Source organism: Klebsiella sp. Lac1 (genome assembly GCF_009825425.1).
In the GTDB taxonomy this organism is placed as follows: Bacteria; Pseudomonadota; Gammaproteobacteria; order Enterobacterales; family Enterobacteriaceae; genus Klebsiella; species Klebsiella electrica.
Window position 1 is genome coordinate 57,784 of record NZ_VJZJ01000001.1, and the last position, 14,582, is coordinate 72,365.

Below are 14,582 nucleotides of genomic sequence, written 5' to 3' on the forward strand. Positions count from 1 at the left end.
GAAATTAATGCAATTGGCTAATTTCATCCCCGTACAGCCGATGCAGAATATCCTGAGTCAGCCGTAAGGGATGGTCGTCAAAAATAATGTTGCCCTTCGCTACGCCAATCACCCGCGTGCAATACTCTTTCACCAGTTCCACCGAGTGCAGGTTCACCATCACGCTGATGCCCTGTTCACTGATTTCGCGCAGTACGTTCATGATGCGCTGGGTGTTTTTCGGATCGAGAGAGGCGACAGGCTCATCGGCCAGCAAAATACCGGGGTTCTGCATCAGCGCGCGACAAATCGCCACGCGCTGCATCTGCCCGCCGGAGAGGTTTTCTGCCCGCTGCAGGGCATGGGGCAGCATATTCATCCACTCCAGCAGCGAGATGGCGCGCGCGCGGTCGGCGTCAGGGAAGATCTTAAACAGGGATTTCAGCGTGGAAGTCTGGCTCAGCCGGCCCAGCAGGACGTTGGTTAACACGTCAAGACGCGGCACCAGGCAGAAGTCCTGGAAAATCATGCCGCACTCGCTACGCCAGGCGTTCAGCGCGCGGCCTTTTAGCTTCGCCACATCGTGCGGCGTGCCCACTTCCGGGTAGCTGAGGATCTCACCGCTGGTGGCGCTGTGGGTGCCGTTCAGCACATGCAGCAGCGTCGACTTCCCGGCGCCGGAGCGGCCAATCACGCCCACCAGCTCGCCGGCATGCAGATCAAAACTGATGTTATCGAGTACGGTTTGCTGCGCGCTGTAAGACTTATTCAGGTTACGCACGCTTAAGACTTTCCGCTGCCGGTCGGTATTCGGCTGACCAAAATGCGGATAATCGGTTTCGGTTACCGCGGCAAGAGAACTATTCATAAGAGCGTCCAGATTCGTCATTAAACTGGGCACTATTAATGGTTTTTTATGTGATCGTTATATGACGGTAAGACGAAAAAACGGTGAACGGTGCGGTTATTGCGCGAGCAATGTCGCGCAATCCGTCGGGACGAAGGGCCAGACCGGCGGCGCAGGGGTGGATGCGCCGCCGTGTCTTAGCCGCGGGCGTAGCGCCGGAGATAGCGACGGTTAGCCAGCAGGCTCAGGCCGCAGCACAGCAGGTAATAGACCGCGCCGGTGAAGACAAAAATCGCCAGCGGGTAGATTTGTACCCGGTTATTGACCTGGCCGGCGACGGTGGTGAGCTCCGGCACGTTGACAATAAACGCCAGCGAGGTGTCTTTCAGCAGGTTGATAAAAATCCCGACCAGCGAGGGCTGAACATTGCGCAGCGCCTGCGGCAGCAGGATCACACGCAGCGCTTGCCCGGCAGAAAATCCCTGGGTTCGCGCCGCTTCAAATTGCCCGGCGGGCAATGACTGCAGCCCCGCCAGCACCGAGTGCATCACCGAGGCGGCGGTAAACCATGCCAGCGCCAGGGTGACGGTCACCGCCCCCGGCAGGTCGCTCCCGGTCAGCATCGGCAGCAGATACCAGAGCCAAAAAATGACGAAAATAAGCGGAATGCCGCGAATCAGCTCCGCCCACAGGAACAGCAGCCGGCGCACCAGGCCGCCATAACGCCAGGCGGCGCCTGCCAGCAGAATACCGAGGGGAAGCGCCAGCGCCGCGGCGCCGAGCGCCATCATCAGCGTCAACGCCACGCCGCCGGGAATGCCGTCCGCCAGCCGTCCCCACAGCAGGTAATCGAGGTTATCGGCGATAACCGCCAGATTAGCGTTCATGCTGTGCGCTCCTGTGCTGCGTGTTGCCCGGACCCAGACGCGCCAGCGCCATCCCCATCACCACCCCAAGCGCCAGATACAGCGCCGTGCCGACGGCGAAGGCTTCCAGCGCGTGGGCGTTATAGCTTTCGATTTGCCGCACCTGGTAGGTCAGTTCGGCAAAGCCGATGCCGCTGGCCAGCGACGAGAGCTTCATCAGGTTCAGATACTGGCCGATAATCGGTTGCCAGGCGTTCGCCAGCCCCTGCGGCAGCAGAATATGACGCAGTTCGCCCCACGGCGTAAAACCCTGCGCGAGGGCAGCTTCTCGCTGACCGTGGCTGACGGCGCGCAGCCCGGAGGCGATCTCTTCGACCAGAAACGCCGAGGTGAATACCCCCAGCCCCCACATCGAGCAGAGAAACTCCGGGGTCAGCCACCAGACGTTACCCGGCAGAATGGACCAGGCGTGGTCGGCATTGATGAAATCTCGCGCCGTCAGCGGCAGCAGGTTCCAGGCGGCGAAATACCAGAACAGCAGTTGTACCAGCAGCGGCGTATTGCGAAACAGCGAGACCCAGCAGGCCACCAGCCCGCGTCCGGCGCGGCCGCCGCCTAAGCGCAGCGCCAGCAGCAGCACCGCCAGGAGCGTGGCCAGCACCATCCCGGCGAGGCTGACCCGCACGGTGGTCAGAAAGCCGGAGATTATCCACTGCAGCGGCTGCCCACTCAGTACGCCGTGCCAGTCGAGACCCGGGGTCACTCGAGACTCTCCTGGTGCAGCGGATTGAGCAACTTTTGCAGAAAACGCCGCGTGCGGGCGTGCTGTGGCCGGGCGAAAAAGTCCGCCGGCGGCGCCACTTCGAGAATATCGCCACCGTCGATAAACACCACCCGGTCGGCAATTTCACGGGCAAACTGCATCTCATGCGTCACCACCACCATGGTAATGCCGCTGTGCGCCAGCTGCTTCATGACCAGCAACACTTCGCCGATCATTTCCGGATCCAGCGCCGAGGTGGGTTCATCGAAGAGAATAATTTGCGGCGACGAGGCGAGGGCGCGGGCAATGGCCACGCGCTGCTGCTGGCCGCCGGAGAGCTGGGCCGGCATCTGGCGGGCTTTATCCTCCAGCCCGACCTGTTGCAGCAGCGCCAGCGCGCGTTCGCGGGCGGCGGTTTTTTCCCAGCCGTGCACGCGCTCCAGCGCCAGGGTGATATTTTCCTGCGCCGTCAGATGGGCATAGAGGTTGAACTGCTGGAAAACAAAGCCCACGCGGCTGCGTAACTGACGCAGCGCGCTGTCCGTAAGGTGGCGAGTGGGTTTGCCGTCGATCAGAATCTCGCCTGCGCTAAGGGATTCGAGCTGATTGACCAGGCGGATCAGCGTTGATTTCCCCGATCCTGACGGCCCGAGGATCGCGACCACTTCCCCGGGTTCGACCTGTAGATTGATACCGTTGAGCACCTGATGGTCGCCGTAGCGTTTTGCCGCCTGGCGAAATTCTATACTGGCGCGCTGCAAATGCGAAAAATCCGCGGACGAAGCCGCGGAGCGTGAAAACAGACCCGATAACATATTATTTAGCTTCTATGGTAAACGCGCGCGGCTGTGGAGTTTTGGTGGCAGGGCCAAACCAGACATCATAGATTTTGGCGGCCTGGCCCGATTTTTCCAGATTGACCAGTTCGTCGTTGACTGCTTTCAGCAGCGCCGGTTCGCCTTTCTTGACGCCAACGCCAATCTCTTCTTTGCTCAGCAAATCGGGGATGATTTTAAAGTTGGCTTTGTCCGGCGCCTCTGCCAGCAGGCCGGCGAGAATGGTGCTGTCCTGGGTGATGGCCTGCACGTTACCGTTACGCAGGGCGGTCAGCGCCAGCGGGATATCGTCATAAGAGAGCACGCGTGATTGCGGGAAGCGCTGATGCAGCGCCTGTTCGCCGGTGGTGCCTTTTACCGCGCCGATGCGCGCTTTGCTGTAATCATCAAGCTTGTCCGCCGATTTCACCGGGACGAGGAACTGCTGGCCGGTAACGAAGTATGGTGTAGAGAAATCAATAACCTGTGCACGCTCCGGCGTAATGGTGATATCGGCGACGATCAGGTCGGCCTTACCGGATTGCAGCAGCGGGATACGGTTCGCCGGGTTAGTAGCGACCAGCTCCAGTTTTACGCCGAGCGATTTCGCCAGCGCCTGAGCGAAATCAACGTCATAGCCCACCAGCTGGTGAGTTTTGGGGTCGACCGAACCAAACGGCGGGTTCGCATCGAAGGTGGCAACTTTTACCACGCCAGCGGCTTTGATATCTGCCAGCTGGTCTGCCTGAGCCTGGGCGGTCAGCGCCAGAATCCCCAGCGCCAGCGCGATTTTTGTTTTTGCAATGCGCATGATTATTTCCCCTGAATCCCTGTTTTTATGTTGTGGCTGTTACGCTCCCACAAACCGACCGTCTCCGACAAAGAAGAAAAAGTTCTTATCTATATCAAAAAAGAACTTAGAGATAGCGTGGGTATTTCCCCGGTGGCGCTGCGCTGACCGGGCTACGGGTTCGCCGCGATGTTGTGGCTTTGTCGCCCGGACAGGCGCGCAGCGCCGCCTCCGGGGCAGACTGGAATGGGGGCAATATGCGTCTTCCGGGATTGAAAACCCGGAATTGATATTTCCAGCCAGGCGCCTTCTGTGGTTGAAATACGTTCAGGCAAATCGCTTCCCGACGGAGGAGAAATGAAAGTAGCACTATGGCAACGATTAACGCGCTGGCTGGCTTTTTTATCTAACGGTGAAGCCGGGCAGCAGGATACCCAACGGATGATGGAGGCAATATTGCCGGTCGCCAGCCTTTACGGCGTGGATATCGGCAATGTTGAAACACGGTGGTTCCGTCATGATAAAACATACTGAGCGACGCAGGACGCGTGAAGCCTACTGGAACGAGGTGTGCTTTGTGTAGCGCGAGGCTGCTGGAGGTTGCGGCGAGCGGGATGCCATGCCGCAGCCTCCAGCAGCTTTAAATTTGTTGAACCCCCAGCGGTTTCACCCTGCCATGCAGCGCCGGGTTATCGCTCTCATCCTTAAGGCGCACGCCGGTCAGACGACGTAAAAAAGCCTGCTCCAGCAGCCACGCCAGCTTAAAGGCGGCGGCATCATAGTTCAGCCCGTCCGGGCGAATATTCGAAATACAGTTACGCTCCGACTCCAGCCGCTGACGATGCGGTTGCCAGGTCAGATAGACGCCAAGGCTGTCCGGCGAAGAGAGCCCCGGCCGCTCGCCGATTAATATCGCCACCGCTCTGGCCTTCAGCGTTTCGCCAATATCATCCCCCAGCGCCACCCGGGACTGATGGGCAAGCACCACCGGCGCGAGGCTGATGCCCAGCGTGTGCAGATAGGGCAGCAGCGCGCGAATCAGCGGCAGGGCCTGACGATGCACGGCATATGAGGAGAGCCCGTCGCCAATCACCAGCAGCAGATCCGCCGGACGCACGCCGCTGGCGGCGAGATCGGCGCGGCTGGCCTCATCCAGCCGCCGCCCGAGATCGGGACGGTTAAGATAAATATGCCGATCGCTGGCGGCGCTGCGCACCGTGAGCGTCGAGAGGCCCAGTTCCGCCAGCGGCGCTTCCAGCTGCTCGCTTTCAAACGGCCGGTGGATGGCGTCGCGCGCCCGGGCATGAGCCAGACCAAAGTTGAGCACTTCGCGCGTCGGCAGGCTGGCGCCGCTGCGCCCCAGCGCAATGCGCGCATCGGTAAATTCACGCAGCGGGTTCCAGGCGTCGGGGGGATTCATACCGGTTCTCCTTACGGCAGGACGGACAGCAGCGGATGGAGGGCATCGGTCAGACGCAGGGTGCCATCCGGGTCGATAATGCGCATTTTCGCCAGCCAGGCGGCAAACTCCGGGGCGTGCTTCAGGCCGAGCAGGCGACGGGCGTACAGCGCATCGTGAAACGAGGTGCTCTGATAGTTGAGCATGATATCGTCCGCGCCCGGCACGCCGATTAAGAACGTCAGTCCGGCGGTGCACAGCAGAGTCAGCAGCGTATCCATATCATCCTGATCCGCTTCGGCGTGGTTGGTGTAGCAGACGTCGCAGCCGATCGGCAGCCCCATCAGCTTGCCGCAGAAGTGATCCTCCAGACCGGCGCGGATGATCTGCTTACCGTCGTAGAGATATTCCGGGCCGATAAAACCGACCACCGTATTGACCAGCAGTGGGTCGAAGTGGCGAGCCACGGCGTAGGCGCGCGCTTCGCAGGTCTGCTGATCGACGCCGTGATGCGCATTGGCGGAGAGGGCGCTTCCCTGGCCGGTTTCGAAATACATCACGTTATTGCCCAGTGTGCCGCGATTAAGGCTCAGCGCCGCCTCGCGCGCCTCCTGCAATAAGGCCAGATTAATACCAAAGCCGCTGTTGGCCGCTTCCGTGCCTGCCACCGACTGGAACACCAGATCGACCGGCGCGCCGCGCTCAATCAGCTGCAGGGTGTTGGTGACGTGGGTCAGAATGCAGGACTGGGTAGGGATGGCGAAGCGCTGAATAATATCGTCGAGCATATGGTTGAGCTGCGCCAGCACCGGCAGGCTGTCGCTGGCCGGGTTAATGCCGATCACCGCATCGCCCGCGCCGTACAGCAGGCCGTCAAGCATGCTGGCGGCAATGCCCTTCATATCATCCGTCGGGTGATTAGGCTGCAGGCGGACGCTAAGGTGGCCCGGCAACCCTATCGTATTGCGAAAGCGGGTAATGACCTGGCACTTACTGGCGGCGAGGATCAGATCCTGATTGCGCATCAGTTTGCTGACTGCCGCCGCCATTTCCGGCGTTATCGCCCGCGCGACCCGTTGCAGGGTGGCGGTATCGGTCGCGTCATCCAGCAACCAGTCGCGAAAATCGCCGACCGTCAGGTGGCGAATGGCGGCGAAGCCACCGCTGTCGTGGGTGTCGATAATCAGCCGGGTGACTTCGTCCTGTTCATACGGGATCGGCGGGTTAGCCAGAATCTCGCTTAGCGGGACATCCGCCAGCGCGATTTTCGCCGCCATGCGCTCCTCGGCGCTCCCGGCGATCACGCCCGCCAGCGCATCGCCGGATCGCGCCGGCGACGCTTTCGCCATCAGCGTTTTCAGACTATCAAAGCGCCAGACCTGGCCTGATAGCGTTGTTTTATACATGTCGCCTCCTCAGGAGACAATGCGCAGCTGTGGATCCGCCGGCGCACGTTCGCGGGAGGATGCGGTTTTGCGAAACCACAGATAGCCTCCCAGCATCATCGCCGCGAAAATCAGCGCCAGCAGCGGGTTATACCAGACCATCGCCACCAGACAGAGTACCGCCATCGCCAGGGCGAAGGCCGGTGCCCACGGGTAGAGCGGCGCGCGGAACGGACGAATCAAATTCGGCTCGCTGCGGCGCAGCTTAAACAGCGCCGCCATCGAGGTGATATACATAACAATAGCGCCAAATACCGACATGGTGACGATACAGGCGGTCAGCGGCATCCCGCTGATGGTGATCAGCGAGTCGGAGAAAATGGCCGCGATACCGACCACACCGCCGGCGAGGATCGCCAGATACGGCGTGCGGGTGCGGCGGTTGAGGGTGGCAAGACTGGCAGGGAGATAGCCCGCCCGCGCCAGCGAGTAGATCTGCCGGGAATAGCCCATGATAATGCCGTGAAACGAGGCCACCAGACCGAACAGACCCAGCCATACCAGCATATGCAGCCAGCCGCTGCTGGTGCCAACCACCATTTTCATTGCCTGCGGCAGCGGGTCGTTGATGTTAGCCAGGGTGCGCCAGTCGCCGACGCCCCCGGCAAACACCATCACGCCGATGGCCAGTACGGTGAGGGTCAGAATACCGCCGCCCAGCGCGCGCGGGATGGTACGCTGCGGGTCTTTGGCCTCTTCCGCGGCCATCGATGCGCCTTCAATCGCCAGAAAGAACCAGATAGCAAAGGGAATCGCGGCAAACATCCCCGGCAGCGCCAGGCCGCTGAAACTCTCTGCCCCGGCCCAGCCGTTGGCGGTAAAGTGGCTCCATGAGAAGCCCGGCGCCACCACGCCCATAAACACCAGCAGCTCGAAAATCGCCAGCAGGGTGACGATCAGCTCGAAGGTGGCGGCAATGCCGACGCCGAGGATGTTCAGCGTCATAAAGATAACGTAGGCGCCGCAGGCGACCCATTTGGGGTCCAGCGCCGGGAACTGGACGTTAAGATAGGCGCCGATCGCCATGGCAATCGCCGGAGGGGCAAAGACAAACTCAATCAGGGTGGCGAAACCGGCAATAAAGCCGCCGGTGGGGCCGAATGCGCGGTAGGCGTAAGCGAATGGCCCGCCCGCGTGCGGAATGGCGGTGGTCAGCTCGGTAAAGCTAAAGATAAAGGCGCAGTACATGGCGGCAATCGCCAGCGCGACAATCATAAAGCCCAGGGTCCCGGCCTGCGACCAGCCGTAGCTCCAGCCAAAATACTCACCTGAAATCACCAGCCCGACGGCTATCCCCCATAAACGGAAACTGCCGAGCGTTCTTTTTAGCGTTGTGGTTTGCTCTGTCATTGTCGATGCCTCGCCAGATAAAGTTACCCGGCTCACCACGCTATTTTATTTGCCAGTTTAGGCCTGGGCAGTGCGCAACAAAATACGAGAGTATTTTGAACGCCCTTTAGGGCGGCCCGCAGGGTGAGCGCAGCGAATAAATCCTCACGTACTACGTGTACGCGCCGGTTTTTGCTCGCTGTCGATGCTCAAACTGCCTGCAAATAATGACGGCTGGTGAGCCTGGTATTTCAGTTATGTGGAGGCTTGCAAAGAGAGTGCCAGGTCATACCACGGATAAACGCGGTGCTTTAAGCAAACGACGATCAAAAAAAGGGCAGACCACACCTGGCGAAAGAGTCGCAGTGGTGCAGCTGCCCGCAAATGTGGCGTGAGGGGGGCAGCACGGCGCCGGCGTTTTTTTTGCTCCATTGAGCCAGGCCGCTTTGCAATTTAGCAGTGGTCGCGGTATAAGGAATGTCTTATCTGGATGTTTAGATGTCTATACGCCCATGAGGTCAAATGCAAACAACACAACAACAAGGTGGGCAGCTTAAGCGCACCATGAAGACGCGCCACCTGATCATGCTGTCGCTGGGCGGCGTCATTGGCACAGGGTTATTCTTTAATACCGGCTATATTATCTCCACGACCGGTGCGGCGGGTACGCTGCTGGCCTATCTGATCGGCGCGCTGGTGGTCTGGCTGGTGATGCAGTGCCTGGGCGAGCTGTCGGTGGCGATGCCGGAAACCGGCGCTTTTCACGTCTATGCCGCACGCTATCTCGGTCCGGCGACCGGTTATACCGTGGCGTGGCTCTACTGGCTGACCTGGACCGTGGCGCTCGGTTCAAGCTTTACCGCCGCCGGGTTCTGCATGCAGTACTGGTTTCCGCAGGTGCCGGTGTGGGTCTGGTGCGTGGTGTTCTGCGCGGTGATTTTCGCCCTCAACGTCATCTCCACACGCTTCTTTGCCGAAGGCGAATTCTGGTTTTCGCTGGTGAAAGTCGTCACCATTATTGCCTTTATCATTCTTGGCGGTGCCGCCATCTTTGGCTTTATCCCGATGCAGGATGGCTCACCGGCGCCGGGGCTGCACAACATTACCGCCGAAGGCTGGTTCCCTCACGGTGGGCTGCCGATTCTGATGACCATGGTGGCGGTGAATTTCGCTTTCTCCGGTACCGAGATTATCGGTATCGCCGCCGGCGAGACGCAAAACCCGCATCAGGTCATCCCGGTCGCTATCCGCACGACCATCGCGCGACTGATTATCTTTTTTATCGGCACCGTTTTTGTGCTGGCGGCGCTGATCCCGATGCAGCAGGCGGGGGTGGAAAAAAGCCCGTTTGTGCTGGTGTTCGAAAAGGTGGGTATCCCCTATGCGGCAGACATTTTTAACTTTGTGATTCTCACAGCTATTCTCTCCGCGGCGAATTCCGGGCTGTATGCGTCCGGGCGGATGCTGTGGTCGCTGTCGAACGAAAAGACGCTGCCGGCCTGTTTTGCCAAAGTGAACAAGAACGGCGTGCCGCTGATCGCGCTGTCGGTCAGTATGCTGGGCGGTGTACTGGCGCTGTTTTCCAGCGTTGTGGCGCCGGATACGGTCTTTGTCGCGCTGTCGGCGATTTCCGGTTTTGCGGTGGTGGCGGTCTGGCTGAGCATCTGCGCAGCGCACTTTATGTTCCGTCGCCGCCACCTCCAGCAGGGCAAAGCGCTGAGCGAACTGCACTATCGCGCGCCGTGGTATCCGCTGGTGCCGGTGCTGGGCTTTATTTTGTGCCTGGTGGCCTGCATTGGCCTCGCCTTTGACCCCAGCCAGAGAATTGCGTTGTGGTGCGGGATCCCGTTCGTCGCCCTGTGTTATGGTGCGTACTATCTGACTCGTTCACGGACATTGACCCAGGAGCCTCAACATGTCGCAGAATAATCCGTTAACCGCCATCCTGGACGCACAGCCCTTTATCTTGCTGGACGGCGCGATGGCGACGGAGCTGGAAGCGCGCGGCTGCAATCTCGCCGACAGTCTGTGGTCGGCGAAAGTGCTGGTCGACAACCCGGAGCTTATCCGCGAGGTCCACCTCGACTATTTCCGCGCAGGTGCGCAGGTGGCGATCACTGCCAGCTACCAGGCCACCCCGGCGGGGTTTGCCGCCCGTGGGCTGGATGAAGCGCAGTCGAAGGCGCTGATCGGTAAGAGCGTTGAACTGGCGCGCAAGGCTCGGGAAGCGTATCTTGCCGAAAACCCGCAGGCGGGCGCGCTGCTGGTTGCCGGTTCGGTCGGGCCGTACGGCGCGTATCTTGCCGATGGTTCGGAGTATCGCGGCGATTATGTCCGTAGCCACGAAGCGTTTCAGGCGTTCCACCGTCCGCGCGTGGAAGCGCTGCTGGACGCCGGCGCCGATCTGCTGGCCTGTGAAACTATGCCCAATGTTGCCGAGATTAAGGCGCTGGCAGAGCTGCTGACCGCGTACCCTCGCGCGCGGGCGTGGTTCTCGTTTACCCTGCGCGATGCACAGCATCTCAGCGACGGCACGCCGCTGCGGGAAGTGGTTGCCGTGCTGGCAAACTACCCGCAGGTGGTGGCGCTGGGGATTAACTGTATCGCGCTGGAAAACACTACCGCGGCGCTGGAGTATCTGCATAGCCTGACGGCGCTGCCGCTGGTTGTTTACCCCAACTCCGGCGAGCATTATGACCCGGTGACCAAGACCTGGCACCATCACGGTGAAGCCTGCGCCACCCTGGCAGGTTATTTGCCGCAATGGCAGGCTGCGGGCGCGAAGCTGATTGGTGGCTGCTGCCGCACGACGCCGAAGGATATCGCTGAATTGAACGCGCAGCGCTGAGTTTGTGCCGGGTGGCGCTGCGCTTACCCGGCCTACAAGGTATCCAACCCCCAGGCGCGTCACCCGTCCTGCAACGTACACGAACCGTAGGCCGGGTAAGGCGAAGCCGCCACCCGGCGTCAGTTACGCCGCATCGGCCAGCACAAACATCCCGTACGGATGGATGTCGAGGTAACACAGCTCACCCGACCGGCTGCCGAACCGCCAGCGCGGTGGCGCGATGCTCACCCGACCCGCAACGTACACGAACCGTAGGCCGGGTAAGGCGCAAGCCGCCACCCGGCGTCAGTTACGCCGCATCGGCCAGCACAAACATCCCGTACGGGTGGATTTCGAGATAATACTGTTCGCCGACGTCCGGTTGCAGCCGCGTCGCATTTACCTGCAATAGGATCTCCTGCCCGTGCCACTCCACCGTCACCTCATACTGCGGCCCCATATAGGCCACGTGGCGGATGGTGCAGCGCTGGCTCTCCTCGCCGCGATCGCTCAGGGTAATCGCCTCCGGACGTACGCCGACGCTGCCTTCGCCCTGGGCGGCAAAATGCGGCGGTCTCGGCAGCCGATAGCCGTAGATATCGACAAAATCCTCGCTGAAGGCGGCCGGGAACAGGTTGGCATCGCCCATAAAACTCGCCATAAAGCGCGATGCGGGCTGACGATAAAGATCCTGCGGCGAGCCGATCTGCATGATATGCCCCTTGTTCATCACCAGCACGGTGTCGGACACCGCAAAGGCTTCGCTCTGATCGTGGGTCACGTACAGCGAGGTGATATCAAACTGCTTTTGCAGCTCGCGGATCTTATCGCGCATACTGCGCCGCAGGTTGGCGTCGAGGTTACTCAACGGCTCGTCAAACAACAGTACCTTCGGTTTGAGGATCAGCGCGCGCGCCAGCGCCACACGCTGCTGCTGACCGCCGGAGATCTGATCGACATAGCGGTCCTCGAATCCTTCCAGATCGACCATCGCCAGCGCTTCTTTCACCCGCGCTTTCACTTCGCTGCGCGACACGCCCAGCATCTTCAGACCGTAGCCGACGTTATCCCCCAGCGACATATGCGGGAACAGGGCGTAAGACTGAAACACCATGCAGATATCGCGCTGCTGAATCGAGCGATGGGTAACGTCTTCGCCGTCGATAAAAATCTGCCCTTCGCTCGGTTTTTCCAGCCCGGCCACCAGGCGCAGAATCGTGGTCTTGCCGCAGCCGGACGGACCAAGCAGCGTCACCATTTGCCCCTGTGGGATGGTGAGATTGATTGTGTCGATGACCGTGTTGCTGCCGAATCGCTTGGTGACGTTGCGCAGCTCAACAAAATTTTTCTGACTCATAGTGCGCTCCATTACGCCTGGTTTTTGGCTTTAGACCGGGAGATACGCGCTTCCCCAATCAGCCAGTCAAAGATGAAAATAATCGCCAGCATCACCACGATCAGAATCGACCCGTAGGCGATCGCCACGCCGTATTCGCCGTCTTCCACGCGGTTGAGGATGTAGGCGGTGGCGACACGGGTATCCGGCGTGACGAGGAACACAATGGCGCTGACGGTGGTAATGGCGCGCACAAAGCTGTAGATCAGCGCCGAGAGAATAGCCGGACGCAGCAGCGGCAGCAGAATGTGCGTAATGGTGCGTAGGCTCCCGGCGCGCAGGCTGAGCGAGGCTTCATCCAGCGATTTGTCTATCTGCCCTAAGCCCGCGATCCCGGCGCGAATACCGACCGGCACGTTACGCATCACCATCGAGATAATGACAATCGCCGCGGTTCCCGTCAGGTACACCGGGGCGCTGTTAAAGGCCAGGATGTAGGAAACACCTGCCACGGTGCCCGGCACCGCGAAGCACAGCATAGTGGTAAACTCGATGGTCTTTTTGCCTTTAAACTGCTGGCGCACCACGATCCAGGCGATCAGCAGGCCGAAGGCGGCGGTGATCGGCGCGGCGATCCCGGCGTAGAGCAGGGTATCGAGCAGCGAAGGCCATGCGCCGTCGCTCATCCCCTGACCGAACAGCTTGATGAAGTTATCCAGCGTCAGGGTGTAGTCCACGCCCCAGTTAACGGTAAAACTGCCGTAGAAAATGCTGCCGTAGAGCAGGGCGTTGAAGGCCACCCACACCGCCAGAATAGCGATCACGCCCCAGACCAGCGTCACCGGCAGCGGCTGTACGTCGCCGCGATAGGATTTACCGGAGACCGTGACGTAGGAGCGCTTGCCGATCCACATATACTGAATGCAGAACACCAGCAGCGAGAACAGCAGCAGGAACGCGCCCAGCGTGCTTGCCGCCTGATAATCGAGCTGTGAACCGGTGATATAGAAGTAGATCTGCGTCGCCAGCACATCGAAGTTGCCGCCGAGCACCAGCGGGTTGCTGAAGTCGGCCAGCGACTGGACGATGACGATTAAAAACGCATTCGCCAGCGCCGGTTTCAGCAGGGGGACAAACACGCCGTTAAACGTCTGCCAGCGACTGGCGCGCAGGGTGTACGACGCCTCTTCCAGCGACGGATGAATGGTTTTAATGGCCCCGTCGAGGATCATAAAGGCCATTGGGGTAAACGCCAGCACCTGCGCCAGCCAGATGCCGGTAAACCCGTACAGCCAGTTGGTATTGGTCAAACCGAACCACTCGACCATCAATTCGGTGACGTAGCCGGAACGGCCCATCATCAGGGTGACGCCGAGGCCGACGACGAACGGCGGGGTGACGATCGGCAGAATCGAGAAGATGCGGCCGATAACGGCGCTGCGTTGAGCGATGCGGGTGGTGTAAATCGCCAGCACCAGGCCGAAGAAAGTGCAGCCGATGCCTACCGCAATTGACAGCGCGATTGAGTTGAGGATCACCTGAATGATATGCGCCTGCGATAGCACATTCATAAACGCCAGCGGGGCAAACTCGCCGGCGTCGTTGGTGAACATCGGGATGAAAATGGCGATGCTCGGCCAGACGATAAAGACGCCGATTAACGCCACGATGGTGACCAGCGAACCGATCACAAAGCGGTCGCCGCCCAGCCATTCGAGGCGGGTGAGCGCCAGGGTCATGACAGCCCCCAGCGCGACAAACAGCACGATAGTGGCGTAGCCTAACCCGCGCCCTTCAACGGTGGCGCTGATGACGATAAACGCCATACATAACAACGCCCAGCCCGCGTCGAGGTAGTGGCGGCTGCGCTGCTCCCGCGCGGCTTCCTGCCATGGACGAAGCAGCAGCAGGCTCGGTAAGAGATACCACAGCCAGCTGACATTCAACTGCGACCAGCCGTAGGCCGCGACGATTTCATCGCTCGTGGATTCCAGCAGGCCGTAATCCAGGCTCCAGCTCGGCAGCAGGGCGAACGCCAGCCAGCCGAACAAAACCCAAAGGAATATCGCATCCCGTTTTTTCCCGGGATGGAGTGCAAGTGTGTGTGACATACGTTTTCCGCTGTTCAATCCCGAACAGGCCGGATAAGCGTGAGCGCCATCCGGCATTCAGGGTGACGATGATTG

The 14,582-nt window shown here is 60.3% G+C and carries 13 protein-coding genes; 3 read left to right on the forward strand and 10 right to left on the reverse strand.

Features of this window, described 5'->3' with window-relative positions; translation table 11 throughout:
• Positions 1–4: 4 nt before the first annotated feature.
• The 5 genes from phnC to FNY10_RS00265 form a co-directional block, all read right to left on the reverse strand.
• A complete protein-coding gene (phnC, locus tag FNY10_RS00245; protein ID WP_100686545.1) occupies positions 5–847 on the reverse strand; it encodes a phosphonate ABC transporter ATP-binding protein in 843 nt (280 codons plus the stop codon).
• 176 nt (positions 848–1,023) lie between these two features.
• Positions 1,024–1,713: an amino acid ABC transporter permease gene (locus FNY10_RS00250; RefSeq protein WP_100686544.1), complete on the reverse strand. Its 690-nt coding sequence runs from the start codon at positions 1,711–1,713 to the stop codon at positions 1,024–1,026.
• Positions 1,703–2,455, reverse strand: a complete 753-nt coding sequence (locus tag FNY10_RS00255; protein WP_160702239.1) for an amino acid ABC transporter permease — start codon at positions 2,453–2,455, stop codon at positions 1,703–1,705. The genes FNY10_RS00250 and FNY10_RS00255 overlap by 11 nt, the downstream gene beginning before the upstream one ends.
• Positions 2,452–3,270, reverse strand: a complete 819-nt coding sequence (locus FNY10_RS00260; RefSeq protein ID WP_160702237.1) for an amino acid ABC transporter ATP-binding protein — start codon at positions 3,268–3,270, stop codon at positions 2,452–2,454. The genes FNY10_RS00255 and FNY10_RS00260 overlap by 4 nt, the downstream gene beginning before the upstream one ends.
• Position 3,271: 1 nt before the next feature.
• Complete coding sequence (locus FNY10_RS00265) at positions 3,272–4,081, reverse strand: ABC transporter substrate-binding protein (RefSeq protein ID WP_131049938.1); 810 nt, start codon at positions 4,079–4,081, stop codon at positions 3,272–3,274.
• A gap of 336 nt (positions 4,082–4,417) precedes the next feature.
• Between FNY10_RS00265 and FNY10_RS26530 the strand changes: the two genes are divergently transcribed.
• The gene (locus FNY10_RS26530; protein WP_015585065.1) at positions 4,418–4,594 is read left to right on the forward strand and encodes a hypothetical protein; all 177 of its coding nucleotides are present in this window, start codon (positions 4,418–4,420) and stop codon (positions 4,592–4,594) included.
• Between the two features lie 106 nt (positions 4,595–4,700).
• Here FNY10_RS26530 and eutC read toward each other — a convergent pair whose 3' ends face one another.
• From eutC to eat, 3 genes are read right to left on the reverse strand one after another with little or no spacing between them, the layout of a single operon-like run.
• Positions 4,701–5,480, reverse strand: a complete 780-nt coding sequence (gene eutC, locus FNY10_RS00270) for an ethanolamine ammonia-lyase subunit EutC (RefSeq protein ID WP_100686636.1) — start codon at positions 5,478–5,480, stop codon at positions 4,701–4,703.
• Between the two features lie 11 nt (positions 5,481–5,491).
• Positions 5,492–6,865, reverse strand: coding sequence for an ethanolamine ammonia-lyase subunit EutB (locus FNY10_RS00275; RefSeq protein ID WP_160702235.1), 1,374 nt, complete (start codon positions 6,863–6,865; stop codon positions 5,492–5,494).
• A gap of 9 nt (positions 6,866–6,874) precedes the next feature.
• The gene (eat, locus tag FNY10_RS00280) at positions 6,875–8,254 is read right to left on the reverse strand and encodes an ethanolamine permease (protein WP_160702233.1); all 1,380 of its coding nucleotides are present in this window, start codon (positions 8,252–8,254) and stop codon (positions 6,875–6,877) included.
• A 501-nt stretch (positions 8,255–8,755) separates the two neighbouring features.
• On the opposite strand from eat, the gene mmuP reads away from it, so the two are divergent.
• Both mmuP and mmuM read left to right on the forward strand, forming a co-directional pair.
• Positions 8,756–10,162 carry an S-methylmethionine permease gene (mmuP, locus tag FNY10_RS00285; RefSeq protein WP_141965246.1) on the forward strand — a complete coding sequence of 469 codons (1,407 nt, stop codon included), beginning with the start codon at positions 8,756–8,758 and terminating at the stop codon, positions 10,160–10,162.
• Positions 10,149–11,081 carry a homocysteine S-methyltransferase gene (gene mmuM / locus FNY10_RS00290; RefSeq protein WP_160702231.1) on the forward strand — a complete coding sequence of 311 codons (933 nt, stop codon included), beginning with the start codon at positions 10,149–10,151 and terminating at the stop codon, positions 11,079–11,081. Before mmuP ends, mmuM begins: the two co-directional genes overlap by 14 nt.
• A gap of 289 nt (positions 11,082–11,370) precedes the next feature.
• Here mmuM and fbpC read toward each other — a convergent pair whose 3' ends face one another.
• Together fbpC and FNY10_RS00300 are read right to left on the reverse strand one after the other, a co-directional pair.
• Positions 11,371–12,417 (reverse strand): ferric ABC transporter ATP-binding protein, encoded by a 1,047-nt coding sequence (gene fbpC / locus FNY10_RS00295; protein ID WP_100683043.1) that lies wholly within the window; start codon positions 12,415–12,417, stop codon positions 11,371–11,373.
• Positions 12,418–12,428: 11 nt separating this feature from the next.
• Positions 12,429–14,507, reverse strand: a complete 2,079-nt coding sequence (locus FNY10_RS00300) for an ABC transporter permease (RefSeq protein ID WP_141965244.1) — start codon at positions 14,505–14,507, stop codon at positions 12,429–12,431.
• Between the last annotated feature and the right edge of the window lie 75 nt (positions 14,508–14,582).

Excerpts from the sequence above, each read along its gene's own strand:
- phnC (WP_100686545.1), bottom strand. The coding sequence starts at position 847 with ATGAATAGTTCTCTTGCCGCGGTAACCGAAACCGATTATCCGCATTTT.
- FNY10_RS00250 (WP_100686544.1), bottom strand. The coding sequence starts at position 1,713 with ATGAACGCTAATCTGGCGGTTATCGCCGATAACCTCGATTACCTGCTG.
- FNY10_RS00260 (WP_160702237.1), bottom strand. The coding sequence starts at position 3,270 with ATGTTATCGGGTCTGTTTTCACGCTCCGCGGCTTCGTCCGCGGATTTT.
- FNY10_RS00265 (WP_131049938.1), bottom strand. The coding sequence starts at position 4,081 with ATGCGCATTGCAAAAACAAAAATCGCGCTGGCGCTGGGGATTCTGGCG.
- FNY10_RS26530 (WP_015585065.1), top strand. The coding sequence starts at position 4,418 with ATGAAAGTAGCACTATGGCAACGATTAACGCGCTGGCTGGCTTTTTTA.
- eutC (WP_100686636.1), bottom strand. The coding sequence starts at position 5,480 with ATGAATCCCCCCGACGCCTGGAACCCGCTGCGTGAATTTACCGATGCG.
- FNY10_RS00275 (WP_160702235.1), bottom strand. The coding sequence starts at position 6,865 with ATGTATAAAACAACGCTATCAGGCCAGGTCTGGCGCTTTGATAGTCTG.
- eat (WP_160702233.1), bottom strand. The coding sequence starts at position 8,254 with ATGACAGAGCAAACCACAACGCTAAAAAGAACGCTCGGCAGTTTCCGT.
- mmuP (WP_141965246.1), top strand. The coding sequence starts at position 8,756 with ATGCAAACAACACAACAACAAGGTGGGCAGCTTAAGCGCACCATGAAG.
- mmuM (WP_160702231.1), top strand. The coding sequence starts at position 10,149 with ATGTCGCAGAATAATCCGTTAACCGCCATCCTGGACGCACAGCCCTTT.
- fbpC (WP_100683043.1), bottom strand. The coding sequence starts at position 12,417 with ATGAGTCAGAAAAATTTTGTTGAGCTGCGCAACGTCACCAAGCGATTC.
- FNY10_RS00300 (WP_141965244.1), bottom strand. The coding sequence starts at position 14,507 with ATGTCACACACACTTGCACTCCATCCCGGGAAAAAACGGGATGCGATA.